Origin of the sequence: Kitasatospora sp. NPDC127116, assembly GCF_042677365.1 — a bacterium.
Classification (GTDB): Bacteria; Actinomycetota; Actinomycetes; order Streptomycetales; family Streptomycetaceae; genus Kitasatospora; species Kitasatospora lactacystinica.
Genome location: NZ_JBHXTL010000077.1, coordinates 34,531 through 48,635, shown reverse-complemented (window position 1 = coordinate 48,635; position 14,105 = coordinate 34,531). Strand labels below are relative to the sequence as shown.

Sequence of the window (14,105 nt, the reverse complement as noted above, 5' to 3'; positions counted from 1 at the left end):
TTTGTTTGTTTTTATTTTGTTTGGGGGTTGGGGGTGGGGGTGGCTGCTGGCCGCCGCCCCCCCCGCCCCCGGCCGTGATCCGTCCGTCCCGGCTCAGCGCCGCCCGGAGCGCCGGTCGCCCGAGCCGCCGTCGCCACCGCCGGTCAGGCCCGCGCGGCGCAGCGCGTCCGCCATGGCGCTGTTGGCGGGCGCACCGCCGCCGGAGCCGCCCCGGTCGTTGCCCCGGTCACCGCTCCCGCGCCGGTCCTGGCCGCCACGGCCGCCCTGACCGCCCTGGTTGCCCTGACCGCCGCCGCGGCGCTCCTGGCGCGGCGGGCGGCCCTGGCGGTCGCCCCGGTCGCCCCGGTCACCGCGGTCGCCGCCGCGCTCGCGCCCGACCTCGTCGTCCAGCCGCAGGGTCAGCCCGATCCGCTTGCGCGGCACGTCCACCGTGAGCACCCGGACCTTGACGATGTCGCCGGGCTTGACCACCTCGCGCGGGTCCTTGACGAAGTTCTTCGACAGCGCCGAGACGTGCACCAGCCCGTCCTGGTGGACGCCCACGTCCACGAAGGCGCCGAAGGCGGCCACATTGGTGACCACGCCCTCCAGCACCATGCCGACCTCCAGGTCGCCGATCTTGTCGACGCCCTCCTTGAAGGTCGCGGTGCGGAAGGCCGGGCGCGGGTCGCGGCCCGGCTTGTCCAGCTCGCCGAGGATGTCGGTGACGGTCGGGACGCCGAAGGTGTCGTCGGCGAAGTCCGCCGGACGCAGCGCCCGCAGCCGCTCGCCGTTGCCGATCAGCTCGCGCAGCTCCCCGCCGGTGGCGGCCAGGATCCGGCGCACCACCGGGTAGGCCTCGGGGTGCACGCTGGAGGCGTCCAGCGGGTCCGCGCCCCCGGGGATGCGCAGGAAGCCGGCGCACTGCTCGAAGGCCTTGGGGCCGAGCCGGGAGACGTCCTTGAGCTGCTTGCGGGTACGGAACGGGCCGTTGGCGTCGCGGTGCGCCACGATGTTGTCGGCCAGCGTGCCGGTGATCCCGGAGACCCGGGTGAGCAGCGGGGCCGAGGCGGTGTTGACGTCCACGCCGACGGCGTTGACGCAGTCCTCGACCACGGCGTCCAGGGAGCGGGAGAGCTTCACCTCGCTCAGGTCGTGCTGGTACTGGCCGACGCCGATCGACTTGGGGTCGATCTTGACCAGCTCGGCCAGCGGGTCCTGGAGCCGGCGGGCGATCGAGACCGCGCCGCGGATCGACACGTCCAGCTCCGGCAGCTCCTGCGAGGCGAACGCGGAGGCCGAGTACACCGAGGCGCCGGCCTCGCTGACCATCGCCTTGGTGAGCTTCAGCTCGGGGTGGCGCCCCAGCAGGTCCTCGGCGAGCTTGTCGGTCTCCCGGGAGGCGGTGCCGTTGCCGATCGCGACCAGGTCGACGCCGTGCTTCGCCGCCAGCGCGGCCAGGGTGGCCAGGGCCGCGTCCCACTTGTTGGCGGGCTGGTGCGGGTAGATCGTGTCGTACGCGACGACCTTGCCGGTGGCGTCCACCACGGCGACCTTCACGCCGGTGCGGAAGCCCGGGTCCAGGCCCATGGTGGCGCGGGTGCCGGCCGGGGCGGCGAGCAGCAGGTCGCGCAGGTTGGCGGCGAAGACCCGCACCGCCTCCTCCTCGGCCTCGGCGCGCAGCCGGGCGCGCAGGTCGATGCCGAGCCGGACCAGGATGCGGGTGCGCCAGGCCCAGCGGACGGTGTCGCCGAGCCACTTGTCGGCCGGGCGGCCGCGGTCCGCGATGCCGAAGCGGGCGGAGATGCGCTGCTCGTAGTCGTTCCCGCCGGGCAGGTCGCCCTCGGACTCGCCGTCGTACGGGGAGAGGTCGAGGTCGAGCACCTCCTCCTTCTCGCCGCGCAGCATCGCCAGGATGCGGTGCGAGGGGAGCCTGGTGTACGGCTCGGCGAAGTCGAAGTAGTCGGCGAACTTGGCGCCGTCGCCCTCCTTGCCGTCGCGGACCCGGGCGACCAGCCGGCCGCGGGTCCACATCCGCTCGCGCAGCGAGCCGACCAGGTCGGCGTCCTCGCCGAAGCGCTCGACCAGGATCGCCCGGGCGCCCTCCAGCGCGGCGGGGCCGTCCGCGACCGACTCGTTCAGGTACCGCGCGGCCAGCGCGGCCGGGTCCTGGCCCGGGTCGGCCAGCAGGGTGTCGGCGAGCGGCTCCAGGCCGGCCTCGCGGGCGATCTGCGCCTTGGTGCGCCGCTTCGGCTTGAACGGCAGGTAGATGTCCTCCAGCCGGGCCTTGGAGTCAGCGGCGAGCACCCGGGCCCGCAGCGCGTCGTCCAGCTTGCCCTGGGCCTCGATCGACTCCAGGACGGCCGCCCGGCGGTCCTCCAGTTCGCGCAGGTAGCGCAGCCGCTCCTCCAGGGCGCGCAGCTGGGCGTCGTCGAGGGAACCGGTGACCTCCTTGCGGTAGCGGGCCACGAAGGGGACGGTCGAGCCGCCGTCGAGCAGGTCGACGGCAGCCTTCACCTGCCCCTCGCGGACACCCAGCTCCTCGGCAATCTTCCGCTCGATCGCCTGCTGGGCCTGCCGGGCCACCTGTTCGACTGCCGTGGTCACGAAGCCGGTCACCTTCTCCATCAGTGCTTGCGCCGTACGCCCTGCATTCTGGCAGGTGCCGACGACGACGCCCGGCCGCACCCGGGACGGCCGGGCGTGGCGCGCCGTCCGGTGCCGTGCCGGGCGGCTCCACCGAGGCTTGAGCGGGGCCCAGTTGCCGCTTCCTAGGCTGGCGGGCATGGACACTCTGGATGCCGCCGCCGAGTTGGAGCGGCTCGCCGCCGCCAAGTACCTGCTGTTCACCACGTACCGGAGGAACGGCACTCCGGTCGCCACCCCGGTGTGGGTCGCGCGCGACGGTGACGCGCTGGTCTTCACCACCGTCACGAAGACGGGCAAGGTCAAGCGCCTGCGCAACCGTTCGGACGTGCTGGTCGGGCCGAGCGACATCCGCGGGAACCTGCTCGGCGCCCAGGTGCCGGCCGCCGCGGTGCTGGACCCGGACCGGGCGCCCGCCTACCGGAAGCTGCTGCGGCGCAAGTACGGGCTGCTGTGCGCGGTGGCGCTGACCGCCAACGTGCTGCGCTTCGGCAAGGGCGGCACCATCGGGGTGCGGGTCACCTTCGACTGATCGTCCGCCGATCGCTTTCGAATGGCCTTCGGAATGTGCGCAGTTCGGGAATCGGGCTGAACGGTAACGACCAGCGCTGTACGCTGCCGGGCATGTGCGCTGCCACCCGGATGCACCCCGACGGGCCGGTGGTCGACGCGGCCCTGGTCCGTCGGCTGATCTCCGTCCAGTTCCCGCAGTGGGAGCGCCTTCCGATCACCCCGGTCCCCGCCCCCGGGGCGGACAACGCGATGTTCCGCCTCGGGCCCGAACTCGCCGTCCGGCTGCCCCGGGTGGAGTGGGCCGCCGGGGGCCTGCGGCGGGAGCAGCAGTGGCTGTCCCGGCTGGCGCCGCGACTGCCGCTGCCCGTCCCGGCGCCGCTCGCGGTCGGCCGGCCCGCCGCCGGCTACCCGTGGGAGTGGTCGGTGCTGCACTGGCTGGACGGCGCCAACCCGGCCGTCAACGCGCTGGCCGCGCCCCAGGCCCTGGCCCGCGACCTGGCCGGCTTCGTCAACGCGCTGCGCGCCGTCGACCCGGCCGGCGCCCCGCCCTCCCAGCGCAGCGCCCCGCTCGCCTCCCGGGACGGCGCCACCCGCGCGGCCATCGCCCAGCTCTCCGGCTCGATCGACACGGGCGCCGCAACCGCCCTGTGGGACAAGGCGCTTCGGCTGCCCGAGTACGCCGGCCCGCCGGTCTGGATGCACGGCGACCTCACCCCGGGCAATCTGCTGCTCGCCCCCACCGGGCGGCTCTCCGCCGTCATCGACTTCGCCCTGATGGGCGTCGGCGACCCGACCGCCGACCTGATCGTCGCCTGGAACCTGCTGCCCGCCGCCGCCCGTCCGGCCTTCCGCACCGCCCTGCGCGCGGACGAGGCGATGTGGGCCCGCGGCCGCGCCTGGGCGTTCTCCATCGCCCTGGTGACGATCCCGTACTACCGCCACACCGACCAGGCGCTGACCGCCAACGCCCGCCACGTCGTCCGCGAGGTGCTCGCCGACCGCGGTGTCTAGGGGCGTCCGCCGTACGCGGTGGCGGCCCTCCCGGGCCGGGACACGCCCGCCGGAGGACCGGGTCCAAAACCTGTCCCGGTCAATCCCCGCTGCTAGCCTGAGGCGCATGACGGGACTGCGGGAGCTGAAGAAGGAGCGGACCCGGCGGGCCATCTCCGAGGCGGCCATCGCGCTGTTCCTGGAGCACGGCTTCGACCGGGTGTCGGTGGCCGACGTCGCGGCCGCCGCCGAGGTCTCCAAACCGACGCTGTTCTCCTACTTCCCCACCAAGGAGGACCTGGTCGTCCACCGCTTCGCCGACCACCAGGAGCAGGCCGCCGAGGTGGTCCGCGCCCGGCCGCCCGGCGAACCGGTGCTCGACGCGCTGCTGCGGGACTTCCTGGCCGGGCTCACCCGGCGCGACCCGGTCACCGGCCTCAACGACCACCCCGCGGTGCTCGCCTTCACCGGCCTGGTCCACGGCACCCCCAGCCTGGCCGCCCGGGTCGGCGAGTACGTGGCCCGCGCCGAGCAGTCGCTGGCCGAGGCACTGCGCGCGAGCCCCGGCCTGCCCGGGCCGCAGGAGCTCACCGCCACCCTGCTCGCCGCCCAGGTCACCGCCACCCAGCGGGTCCTCGCCCTGCACAACTGGCGCCGCATCCGGGACGGCCGCACCGCCGACGAGCTGTACGCCGAGGCCGTCGGGGACGCCACCGGCGCCTTCGGCCTGCTCGCCCACGGCTACGGCCCACCCCCCGGCGAGCGGCCCGCCGCTGACTAGAGTGCGCGCATGACGACTCGTCACCACTCCTTCGATGCCCTGCACAACTTCCGCGACCTGGGCGGCTACGCGGCCGCCGGCGGACGCTCCGTCCGGTGGGGGCTGCTGTACCGCTCCGACTCGCTCGGCAAGCTCGACTCCCCCGCGGACCTCGACCGGCTGCACGCCCTCGGCGTGCGGACCGTGATCGACCTGCGCTACCCCTGGGAGATCGCCGCCAAGGGCCGGGTGCCCGCGTTCGAGGGCCTGGAGTACCACAACCTCTCGATCGAGCACCGCCCGTACGACCAGGCCGAGATCGACCCGGAGCTCGACCCGTGGCGCTACCTCGCCGACCGCTTCGCCGAGGTCGCCGAGGACGGGGTGAAGGAGATCCGCCAGACCCTGGACGTGATCACGGCCGCCGACGCCCCGGTGGTCTTCCACTGCGCCTCCGGCAAGGACCGCACCGGGCTGATCGCCGCCCTGCTGCTCACCCTGCTCGGCGCCGGCGAGGACGACATCGCCGCCGACTTCGCCCTCACCGAGCTCGCCACCCCGCACTTCGTCGCCGACTGGCACGCCGCCCACCCCGGCCGCACCCTGCGCTGGCCCGCCTTCGGGCGCGCCCCGGAGGCCGTCATCCGGCTCACCCTCGCCGGCCTCGCCGACCGCTACGGCTCGGTCGAGGCCTACCTCACCGGCACCCTCGGCATCGACCGGGAGCAGACCGCCGCTCTGCGCGCCCGCCTGCTGACCGGCTGAGCCCCGCCTCCCCGCGCGGGAAGTCGGCCGGCCCGCCGGGGCTTCCGGAGATGTCGGAGACGCCCTAGCGTCGGCGTCCGCCCCGGGCGGGGCGGCTGCCGCCCTTGCCGGAGCGGGGCCCGGCCCCTCCTCCGGCCCGGCCGCCGGCCGCCGGGGCCGGGGCGGTCTCGGGCCAGTGGGCGGGCCGGGTGAGGCCGTCCGGGAGGCGGGTGGTGGCGTCGCCGCGGGCGGCGTTGAGCTGGGCCTGGGTGAGGAAGAGGGCCGTGCCGAGGTCCGCGCCGGCCAGGTCGGCGTCCCGCAGGTCGGCGCCGACCAGGTCGGCGAGGCGCAGGTCCGCGCCGGAGAGGTCGGCCGCGACGAGCAGGGCGCCGCGCAGGTTGGCCCCCCGCAGGTCGGCGCCGCGCAGGCGGGCACCGAAGAGGTCGGCGCCCCGGAGCTCGCGGCGGCGCGGGACGGCGGCGCGGACCAGTTCACCGGCGCGCAGCAGCAGCTCGCTGACCCGCTGCCGGTGGGCCGGGACGTCGACGGCGAGGATCTCCTCGGGGGTGCCGCCGGCCAGCCGGTCGGTCTGCGCCAGCGCCTGCCGCAGTTCGTCGTGGACGGGAGCGGCGGCGGCGAAGGTGAGCGCCTCGGTGAGGTAGCGGAGCAGCTCGTGCAGCTGCCGCACGACCGGGAAGACGTCGAACATCGCCTTGGCGCTGTCCGGTTCCTCGCGCCAGCTGCGGCCGCCGAAGGTCACCTGGGAGACCCGCTGCCCGGCGCCGAAGCAGTCGTAGACCGTGCAGCCCTGGAAGCCCCGGTCGCGCAGCTGGGCGTGGATGCCGCAGCGGAAGTCGGTCCGGAGGTTGTGGCAGGCGCTGCCGGCCGCCTTGTTCATGGCGAAGTCGCTGCCGGCGGCGAACGGCAGCGCGACGCAGCAGAGGCCGAAGCAGCTGCCGCAGTCGGATTCCAGCGGGGTCGGCGCGGCCGCCGTGGGGTCCTGCGGCGGCTCGGTCTCGCGCACGTTCCGGGGTCCTTCCAGCAGTCGGCGCCGGGCGGCGCCGTGAACCCGGAAATCCTACTGGCCCGACGACCCTCGCTGCCGGTAAGCTGTGCACTGCCTTTGAGACCATTACACACGGGGGTGGGCGACATGCGGGAACCGGACACCAGGGACCTGGTCCGGATGTGGATCTCCGGCTGGGCCGTCTCGCGCGGCTCCGCCGAGCCGGTGGACCAGCCCTGGGGCTGGAGCATCGACGTCGGCGCGCCGGCCGGCGAGGTGGGCCGGCACGTGCTGCCGGAACCGACCGAGGCCGACGTCCGCAAGCTCGCCGAGACCGTCACCGCGCCGACCACCTGGCTGAAGCTGTTCGCCGAGGACGCCACGGTGCGCCCCTGGCTGGACGAGCGGTGGCGCCTGGACGCGCCGGGCTTCCTGATGAGCGTGCCGCTCGCCGCCGAGCGGCCCGAGGTCCCGGCCGGGTACACCGTGACCGCCTGGGAGCGGGGCGGGGTCCTCCGGGCGCTGGTGCGCACCGGGGACGGGCACCTCGCCGCGCGCGGCCAGGCGGGCCTGGCCGGCCCGGTGGCCGTACCGGACCAGATCACCACCGTGCCCGAGCACCGCCGCCGGGGCCTGGGCGTCCTGGTGATGCGAACGCTCCAGTCCGCCGCGCACGAGCGGGGCGCGCACACCGGCGTACTGGTCGGCACGCCGGAGGGACGGGCGCTCTACGAGGCGATGGGCTGGACCACCCACGCCCCGATGGCGAGCCTGGTCCTCGACGCGCCGGGCGCCGGCGCCGGGGAGTAGCGGGCCTCAGCGGTACGGCAGCAGCTCCGGCCGCTTCGCCGGGCGGCCGTCGCCGGAGGAGCGGCCGGTGAGGCGGCGGCCGATCCACGGGCCGACGTGGGTGCCCAGCCAGCGGGCGTCCTCGCGCAGCCGCTCGGCGCGCCCGGCCGGGGCGGCGGCGGGCAGCGGGGCGCGCCAGTCGAAGGCCGCGGGGCGGCCGAGCGCCTCCAGCACTCCCGCGGCGACCCGGCGGTGACCCTCGGGCGAGAGGTGCAGGCGGTCCTCGGCCCACAGCCGGCGGTCGTCGAAGCAGGGCGCGGAGAACAGGTCGACCACGGCGAAGCCGTCCTGCCGGCCCAGCTCCTGGACGAAGGCCTTCATCCGCAGGATGGCGGGCAGCAGCCGGGCGCTGCCGGCCATGCGCCGGGTGGGGTCGGTGCTGGTGAACAGCACGACGGTGGCGCCGGTGGCGCGCAGCCCGGCGGCGCAGCGACCGAGCAGCCGCTCCACCGCGTCGATGTCGCAGCCGGGGCGCAGCACGTCGTTGAGGCCGCCGGCCAGGGTGACCAGCTCGGCCCCCATCGCGGTGGCGGCGGCGAGCTGCTCGTCGTGGATCTGGCCGATGAGCTTGCCGCGGACGGCGAGGTTGGCGTACCGGAAGCCGGCCTCCGGGGGCTGCGCGTCGGTGCGCTCGGCGGCCAGTGCCGAGGCGACCCGGTCGGCCCAGCCCCGGTAGTGGCCGTCCGGCAGCAGGTCGTCGCCCATGCCCTCGGTGAAGGAGTCGCCGACGGCGACATAGCTGCGGTAGGGGGTGGGCACGGGCTGGCCTCCGCTCTCCTGGAACGACTCCGGCGGTCCGACGATCGTACGTGCGTGCCCGTCCGGGGCGGCGACGGGCCCCGGCGCTCATCGCACGCCGATCGTTCGTTTATCGGCCCGGGACACTCTGAGGGCACACGGGGCGGCGGTCGGCGACGGGGGCCTTGCCGCCGCCCCGTCCGGGTGACCGGGCACGCCCGCGGTCGTCAGCCGGCCGCGACCGCCGCCGGCTCCTCCGCCACGCGGGGCGTGAACCAGTGCTCGCGCACGGCGTCGGTGGGCCGCTGCTCGCCGAGGGCGGCCAGCCCCCACTGCCCCAGCGCCTCGACGACCGGCCGCAGTTCACGGCCCCGCCCGGTCAGTTCGTAGACCGTCGCATTGGCGGGCCGCTCCAGCCGGCGGCGGGTCACCAGCTCCTCCGCCTCCAACTGCTTGAGCCGGGCGGCCAGGATGTCGGTGGAGACGCCGGGCAGGTCGGCGTGCAGGTCGGTGTAGCGGCGCGGGCCGCCGAGCAGCTCACGGACGATCAGGAGGCTCCAGCGCTCCCCCACCGCGTCCAGGGCGCGGGCGACGGCGCAGTACTGGTCGTAGCTTCGGCGTGACATGTGGATCAGCATAGCCAAGAGGTTGGACTTTCCAAGTACACACTTGGTAGAACAAAGCTGAAGCAACGGAGCGGTGGTGACGGTCGGGAGGCCGCAGATGGAGTTTCGACAGTCCAGCAAGCTGAATGACGTGTGCTACGAGATCCGGGGCCCGGTGGTCGACCAGGCCAACGCCCTGGAGGAGGCCGGGCACAGCGTGCTGCGGCTGAACACCGGGAACCCGGCCCCGTTCGGCTTCGAGGCGCCCGAGGAGATCATCCAGGACATCATCCGCAACCTGCCCAAGGCGCACGGCTACAGCGACTCGCGCGGCATCCTGCCGGCCCGCCGGGCGGTGGTGCAGTACTACCAGCAGCGCGGGGTCCAGGGCGTCAGCGTCAACGACGTCTACCTCGGCAACGGCGTCTCCGAACTGATCCAGATGGCCGTCACCGCGCTGGTGGACGACGGCGACGAGGTCCTCGTGCCGATGCCCGACTACCCGCTCTGGACGGCCGCGGTCCGGCTGGCCGGCGGCAAGGCCGTGCACTACCTGTGCGACGAAGAGGCCGAGTGGTACCCGGACCTGGACGACATCGCCGCCAGGATCACCGCCCGCACCAAGGCGATCGTCGTCATCAACCCCAACAACCCCACCGGCGCCGTCTACCCGAAGGAACTGCTGGAGGGCATCCTCGACCTGGCCCGCCGCCACCACCTGATGGTGCTGGCCGACGAGATCTACGACAAGATCCTCTACGACGGCACCGAGCACCACTGCCTGGCCGCCCTGGCCGACGACGTGCTGACCCTCACCTTCAACGGCCTCTCCAAGTCCTACCGGGTGGCCGGCTTCCGCAGCGGCTGGCTGGTCGTCTCCGGCCCCCGGCAGCACGCCACCGACTACCTGGAGGGCCTGACCATGCTCTCCGGCATGCGGCTGTGCCCCAACGTGCCCGCCCAGTACGCCGTGCAGGCGGCACTCGGCGGCCACCAGTCCATCAACGACCTGGTGCTGCCCGGCGGCCGGCTCACCGAGCAGCGCGACATCGCCGTCAAGGCGCTCAACGAGATCCCCGGCGTCAGCTGCGTCAAGCCCAAGGGCGCGCTGTACGCCTTCGCCAGGCTGGACCCGGCGGTGCACCGGATCGTCGACGACGAGCGGTTCGTGCTGGACCTGCTGCTGCGCGAGAAGATCCACGTCGTCCAGGGCACCGGCTTCAACTGGCCGCGCCCGGACCACTTCCGCTTCGTCACCCTGCCCCGGGCCGACGACCTGGAGACGGCCGTCAACCGGATCGGGCGCTTCCTGGCCACGTACCGCCAGAGCTGACGCCCCGGGACACACCCTTAGGCTCGACGGCATGACCGTCCTTCGCTCCGTCGCCCTGTTCGTCCTCGCCGCCGTCGCCGAGATCGGCGGCTGCTGGCTGGTCTGGCAGAGCGTGCGCGAGCAGCGGCCGTGGTGGCTGGCCGGCCTGGGGGTGGTGGCGCTCGGCGCGTACGGCTTCGTGGCCGCCCTGCAGCCGGACAGCAACTTCGGCCGGGTGCTGGCCGCGTACGGCGGGGTGTTCGTGGCCGGCTCGCTGCTGTGGGGCGTGGTCGTGGACGGCTTCCGCCCGACCCGCTACGACGTCCTGGGCGCGCTGGTCTGCCTGGCCGGGGTCGGCGTCATCATGTACGGGCCCCGGCGCTGAGGTCCTCCCTCACCGCCGGGGCCCGTCGGGCGCGTCCGGGGAGCGCCGGCCGCTCGGGGACTACCAGCCCCAGCCGCCGCCCTGGCCGTCGTCGTCGCGGTTCGAGTCCCAGCCCTCGCCGACCGTGCGCAGGATCGTGTAGTTGTCGATCTGCGTGCCGTCCTCGGCCAGCGCGGTGACCTTCATGACCGACTTCTGGCCCAGGTGCTTCGGGGTGACGTCGACCTTGATGAAGGAGTAGCCGGTGTAGCGCACCCGCGACCACTGGATGGTCTCGGGGGTCTTCACCTTGCCCTTGCTCCAGTAGTAGGTCTTGACCTCGTCCTGGTGGTTCTCGTGCCCCTCGTAGGTGTCCGGCACGTCGAACTTGTACAGGCTGCGACCGGCCGCACCCGCGGTGACGTAGACCACGCCGTCCTTGGCCGGCTCGATGGTGGCGCCGCTCGGCACCTGCTTCGAGACCTTGTTCCCGAGGATCGCGTCGGTGCGCTCGTAGATGTGGTTGTGGCCGTTGATGACCAGGTCCACCCGGTACTTCTCGAACAGCGGCACCCAGGCCTCGCGGACACCGCCCTCGGAGGCGTGCGCGACGGTGGTGGAGAAGGCGCAGTGGTGGAAGAAGACCACGACGAAGTCGACGGTCTCGTCGTTGCGCAGGTCCTTGAGGGTGCGCTCCAGCCACTTGGTCTGCTTGTTCGCCGAGACGCCCAGGTTGGCCGGGATCTCGTAGGAGACGTCGTTGGCGTCCAGCGAGATGACGCCGACGTTCTTGTAGCGGAAGGTGTAGACGCCGGGGACGGCGCGCGGGTCCGGGCCGTTGTTCGGCAGGAAGAAGCGGGCGTTCTCGCCGCCGTAGCCGTTCGGCGAGTACCAGGCCTCGATGTCGTGGTTGCCGTACGCGACCATCCACGGGATCTCGGCGGCGACCGTCTCGGTCTGCACCAGGAAGTCGTCCCAGGTCTTCGCGTTGAAGACGGACTTGTCCGGGTCGGTGCCGGAACCGGCCGGGTCGGCGTAGCAGATGTCGCCGGCGTGCAGGTGGAAGGCCGGGTTCTGGGCCTTGATGATGTGGTCGTTGCCGGCCGCGTGCGCGCTGACGCCCTGGTCGCCGAAGGCGGTGAAGGTGAACGGCTCGTACACCTTGCCCCAGCGGTGGTCGCGGGAGGGCGCGGTGCGGAAGGTGTGCAGGGTGGAGATCTGCTGCTGCGAGGCCGGGTCGAAGCCCTCGTGGCCGACACCGTAGTAGTAGACGGTGTCGGGGCGCAGGTCCTCCAGCGCCACGTGCAGGTAGTACTGGTCCACCGGCTGGCTGTTGGGGGTCAGCGCCGGGGTGTGCAGGGCGCGGACCTCGGCCTGGACCTTGTGGCTCAGCTCCCACGGGGTCTTTCCGAAGCGCAGGAACGGCTTCTTGACCGGGGCCGGCACCTGCCAGGAGACGCGGAACTGGGTGTCCGGCTCGGGGCCGAACTGGAGGTGACGGCCGGTCGGCGCGACCAGCGCGCCGTCGATGCCGCTGGTCGTGCCACCGGTCAGCAGCTGCGGGCCGGCCGGGGCGGCGAAGGCCGTCCCGCTGCCCAGTGCGCCGCCGACGGCGACGGCGCCCACGGTCACGGCACCGGCGCGCAGCATCCGGCGGCGGGAGAAACGGGCCCGCAGGTACTCGTGCTGCTCGGCCATGCTCATGCGGTCGGCAAGCTTGGCCGGCACGCCCATGTTGGGGATATCCATGCGCGGGACTCTTCCAGCGGCACGTTGATCGCGCACGGACGCCGGGTGAACGGGTCGCAGCGTACCCGTCATTCGAACGCCAATGTTCGACCATGATTCGGTAAAGGGCGTACCCGTACCGTCTCGACGCCGCATCATGGCCCCCACCGGTCCCCCGGGCTGAGTGGGCGTCACCGGACCCGGGCCGGGGCCGTCCTCAGCCGGAGGGCTCGTCCCACTGGGTGGCGGCCCGGTTGCCGGTGCCGTCGCAGGTGCGGCAGATCTCGTCCCGGTAGGCGTGCTTGGCCCCGGTCGCGTCCACCCGGTAGCGCACGTACACCCCGGTGCCGTCGCAGAGGAAGCAGTTGCCGCCCCCGCCGCCCACCTCGGTGGTGCCGGTGCCCTGGCAGGTCCGGCAGCTGAGACCGGCGGTCCGGCCGGTGCCCGCGCAGATGCGGCAGACCGTCGTCATCGGCTTCCTCCCTCGCGCGGAATCGGCTCGGCGCCGTCCGCGAGGGCCCGGCGCCACCGGTCATGGTAGTGGTGAAGGCACCCGGACCGACCCGGGTTCGCCCCGGGTAGACATGATCCGACGATCATCCGGTAGGACCGGAGCCCGGCCTCACTCCGGCAGGCCCTCGCGGACCCGCCGGGACACCGAGATCAACTGGAGGTCCAGCAGCCCCGGTGGATCGGCCAGGCCCGGGCCGCCCGCGCGCACCCAGGCGCCGATCTCGTCGATCATCTCGTCCATCAGCACGAAGCCCAGCCAGACCGGCCGGCCGCCCGCCGCCCGGCCCTCCGCCGAGGGGCCGACCACCACCACGTTCGACTGGGTGCACACGTCCAGGCACTTGACCGCCCGGACCCGGCCCGCCGAACCCACCGCCGTCCGCAGCCGCTCGTACTGGCCCGCATGGTCCACCCCGGGGTGCTTGGCCTCGGTGCCGCAGCAGCAGCCCCGGCAGACCGTGACGGTCACGGGGGCACCGGCGCCCCGCTTGCGGTCCCGGGCACCGTCGCGCTCTCGGCGGCTCATCGGCTCTGCTCCCCCTCGTGGTCGGCGGCGCGCTCCGCACCGGCCCCCGCACTGTACCCGCAGGCCAGGGGGCGCCCGCCAGACCCTTAGGATGCGCACGGCCCACGGGCCGCAACACGAGTCACGAACGACAAGGGGAGGACGGCCGGATGCCGAAGCGAAGGGGCCGCCGCGGTACACGGATATCGGTGGCCGTGGGAGTGGTCGGGATCCTGTGCGCCGTGCTCGGGTTCGCCGTGGTCGGCTCCGGCTACGGCTACCACCGCATGACGGGCGAGACGATGTCGCCGGAGCTGCGGTCGGGCACCGGGCTCTGGACCGAACGGGTCCGGCCCGCGGACGTGCGCCACGGCGAGGTCTACGCCGTCGACTCCCCCTGGACGCTGCAGGGCATGGTCGTCCAGCGGGCCATGGCCCTGGGCGGCGACCGCATCGCCTGCGCGAACGGGCAGTTCAGCCTCAACGGGAAGCCGGTCGACGAGCCGCCGGCCCGGCAGGCCCACACCTGCTACCTCGACTTCGACGTCACCGTCCCGCCGGGCCGGGCCTTCCTCATGGGGGACCGCCGCGCCGACGCCTTCGACTCCCGGATCAACCTGGCCGACCAGCAGGGCACCGTCGACCTCGCCAAGGTCGGCGAGCGGGTGGTGTGGCACAACGGCGCCGGCGACGAGGCGCTGCCCGGCAAGCTCGCCGGGGCGCTCGTCCTGGCCGCGCTCGGGCTGCTGCTGGCCGTCATCGGCCTGATCGCGGCGATCGTCCTCGCCGTCCGCGGCCGGGCCGCCCGGCCGCTGGGGCTGGAGCCGCCGGCCACCTTCTGACGCCGCCCCCG

Annotated in this window: 14 protein-coding genes and 1 pseudogene; 8 read left to right on the top strand and 7 right to left on the bottom strand. The window is 73.8% G+C overall.

What is annotated here, in order from left to right:
* Window positions 1–93 precede the first annotated feature (93 nt).
* Window positions 94–2,586 carry a Tex family protein gene (locus ACFVHV_RS27680; protein WP_380354380.1) on the bottom strand — a complete coding sequence of 831 codons (2,493 nt, stop codon included), beginning with the start codon at window positions 2,584–2,586 and terminating at the stop codon, window positions 94–96.
* A 178-nt stretch (window positions 2,587–2,764) separates the two neighbouring features.
* Here ACFVHV_RS27680 and ACFVHV_RS27675 point away from each other — a divergent pair, with 178 nt between their 5' ends.
* The 4 genes from ACFVHV_RS27675 (at window position 2,765) to ACFVHV_RS27660 (ending at window position 5,653) form a co-directional block, all read left to right on the top strand.
* Complete coding sequence (locus ACFVHV_RS27675) at window positions 2,765–3,157, top strand: PPOX class F420-dependent oxidoreductase (RefSeq protein ID WP_359912243.1); 393 nt, start codon at window positions 2,765–2,767, stop codon at window positions 3,155–3,157.
* A 92-nt stretch (window positions 3,158–3,249) separates the two neighbouring features.
* Window positions 3,250–4,149: an aminoglycoside phosphotransferase family protein gene (locus ACFVHV_RS27670; RefSeq protein WP_380354378.1), complete on the top strand. Its 900-nt coding sequence runs from the start codon at window positions 3,250–3,252 to the stop codon at window positions 4,147–4,149.
* 106 nt (window positions 4,150–4,255) lie between these two features.
* Complete coding sequence (locus ACFVHV_RS27665; RefSeq protein WP_380354375.1) at window positions 4,256–4,909, top strand: TetR family transcriptional regulator; 654 nt, start codon at window positions 4,256–4,258, stop codon at window positions 4,907–4,909.
* Window positions 4,910–4,918: 9 nt separating this feature from the next.
* Window positions 4,919–5,653, top strand: a complete 735-nt coding sequence (locus tag ACFVHV_RS27660; protein ID WP_359912252.1) for a tyrosine-protein phosphatase — start codon at window positions 4,919–4,921, stop codon at window positions 5,651–5,653.
* A 64-nt stretch (window positions 5,654–5,717) separates the two neighbouring features.
* Here the strand turns inward: ACFVHV_RS27660 and ACFVHV_RS27655 are convergent, their stop codons facing one another.
* The gene (locus ACFVHV_RS27655; RefSeq protein ID WP_380354372.1) at window positions 5,718–6,656 is read right to left on the bottom strand and encodes a pentapeptide repeat-containing protein; all 939 of its coding nucleotides are present in this window, start codon (window positions 6,654–6,656) and stop codon (window positions 5,718–5,720) included.
* A gap of 129 nt (window positions 6,657–6,785) precedes the next feature.
* On the opposite strand from ACFVHV_RS27655, the gene ACFVHV_RS27650 reads away from it, so the two are divergent.
* The gene (locus ACFVHV_RS27650) at window positions 6,786–7,448 is read left to right on the top strand and encodes a GNAT family N-acetyltransferase (protein WP_359912258.1); all 663 of its coding nucleotides are present in this window, start codon (window positions 6,786–6,788) and stop codon (window positions 7,446–7,448) included.
* 6 nt (window positions 7,449–7,454) lie between these two features.
* Here ACFVHV_RS27650 and ACFVHV_RS27645 read toward each other — a convergent pair whose 3' ends face one another.
* Window positions 7,455–8,246 carry an SGNH/GDSL hydrolase family protein gene (locus ACFVHV_RS27645; protein WP_380354369.1) on the bottom strand — a complete coding sequence of 264 codons (792 nt, stop codon included), beginning with the start codon at window positions 8,244–8,246 and terminating at the stop codon, window positions 7,455–7,457.
* Between the two features lie 251 nt (window positions 8,247–8,497).
* A pseudogene (locus ACFVHV_RS27640) lies at window positions 8,498–8,851 on the bottom strand (winged helix-turn-helix transcriptional regulator); the annotation flags it as partial.
* Between the two features lie 97 nt (window positions 8,852–8,948).
* On the opposite strand from ACFVHV_RS27640, the gene ACFVHV_RS27635 reads away from it, so the two are divergent.
* Both ACFVHV_RS27635 and ACFVHV_RS27630 read left to right on the top strand, forming a co-directional pair.
* Complete coding sequence (locus ACFVHV_RS27635) at window positions 8,949–10,163, top strand: pyridoxal phosphate-dependent aminotransferase (RefSeq protein ID WP_359912264.1); 1,215 nt, start codon at window positions 8,949–8,951, stop codon at window positions 10,161–10,163.
* Between the two features lie 31 nt (window positions 10,164–10,194).
* Window positions 10,195–10,527 (top strand): YnfA family protein, encoded by a 333-nt coding sequence (locus ACFVHV_RS27630; protein WP_359912267.1) that lies wholly within the window; start codon window positions 10,195–10,197, stop codon window positions 10,525–10,527.
* A gap of 60 nt (window positions 10,528–10,587) precedes the next feature.
* Here the strand turns inward: ACFVHV_RS27630 and ACFVHV_RS27625 are convergent, their stop codons facing one another.
* The 3 genes from ACFVHV_RS27625 to ACFVHV_RS27615 all read right to left on the bottom strand — a co-directional run bounded on the left by ACFVHV_RS27625 (window position 10,588) and on the right by ACFVHV_RS27615 (window position 13,273).
* Window positions 10,588–12,255: a metallophosphoesterase family protein gene (locus ACFVHV_RS27625; protein ID WP_359912270.1), complete on the bottom strand. Its 1,668-nt coding sequence runs from the start codon at window positions 12,253–12,255 to the stop codon at window positions 10,588–10,590.
* Window positions 12,256–12,451: 196 nt separating this feature from the next.
* A complete protein-coding gene (locus ACFVHV_RS27620) occupies window positions 12,452–12,706 on the bottom strand; it encodes a hypothetical protein (RefSeq protein ID WP_359912273.1) in 255 nt (84 codons plus the stop codon).
* A gap of 150 nt (window positions 12,707–12,856) precedes the next feature.
* On the bottom strand, window positions 12,857–13,273 hold the full coding sequence (locus ACFVHV_RS27615; RefSeq protein WP_359912276.1) for a (2Fe-2S) ferredoxin domain-containing protein: 417 nt from the start codon (window positions 13,271–13,273) through the stop codon (window positions 12,857–12,859).
* Between the two features lie 188 nt (window positions 13,274–13,461).
* Between ACFVHV_RS27615 and lepB the strand changes: the two genes are divergently transcribed.
* Complete coding sequence (lepB, locus tag ACFVHV_RS27610; RefSeq protein WP_359912279.1) at window positions 13,462–14,094, top strand: signal peptidase I; 633 nt, start codon at window positions 13,462–13,464, stop codon at window positions 14,092–14,094.
* Window positions 14,095–14,105 lie beyond the last annotated feature (11 nt).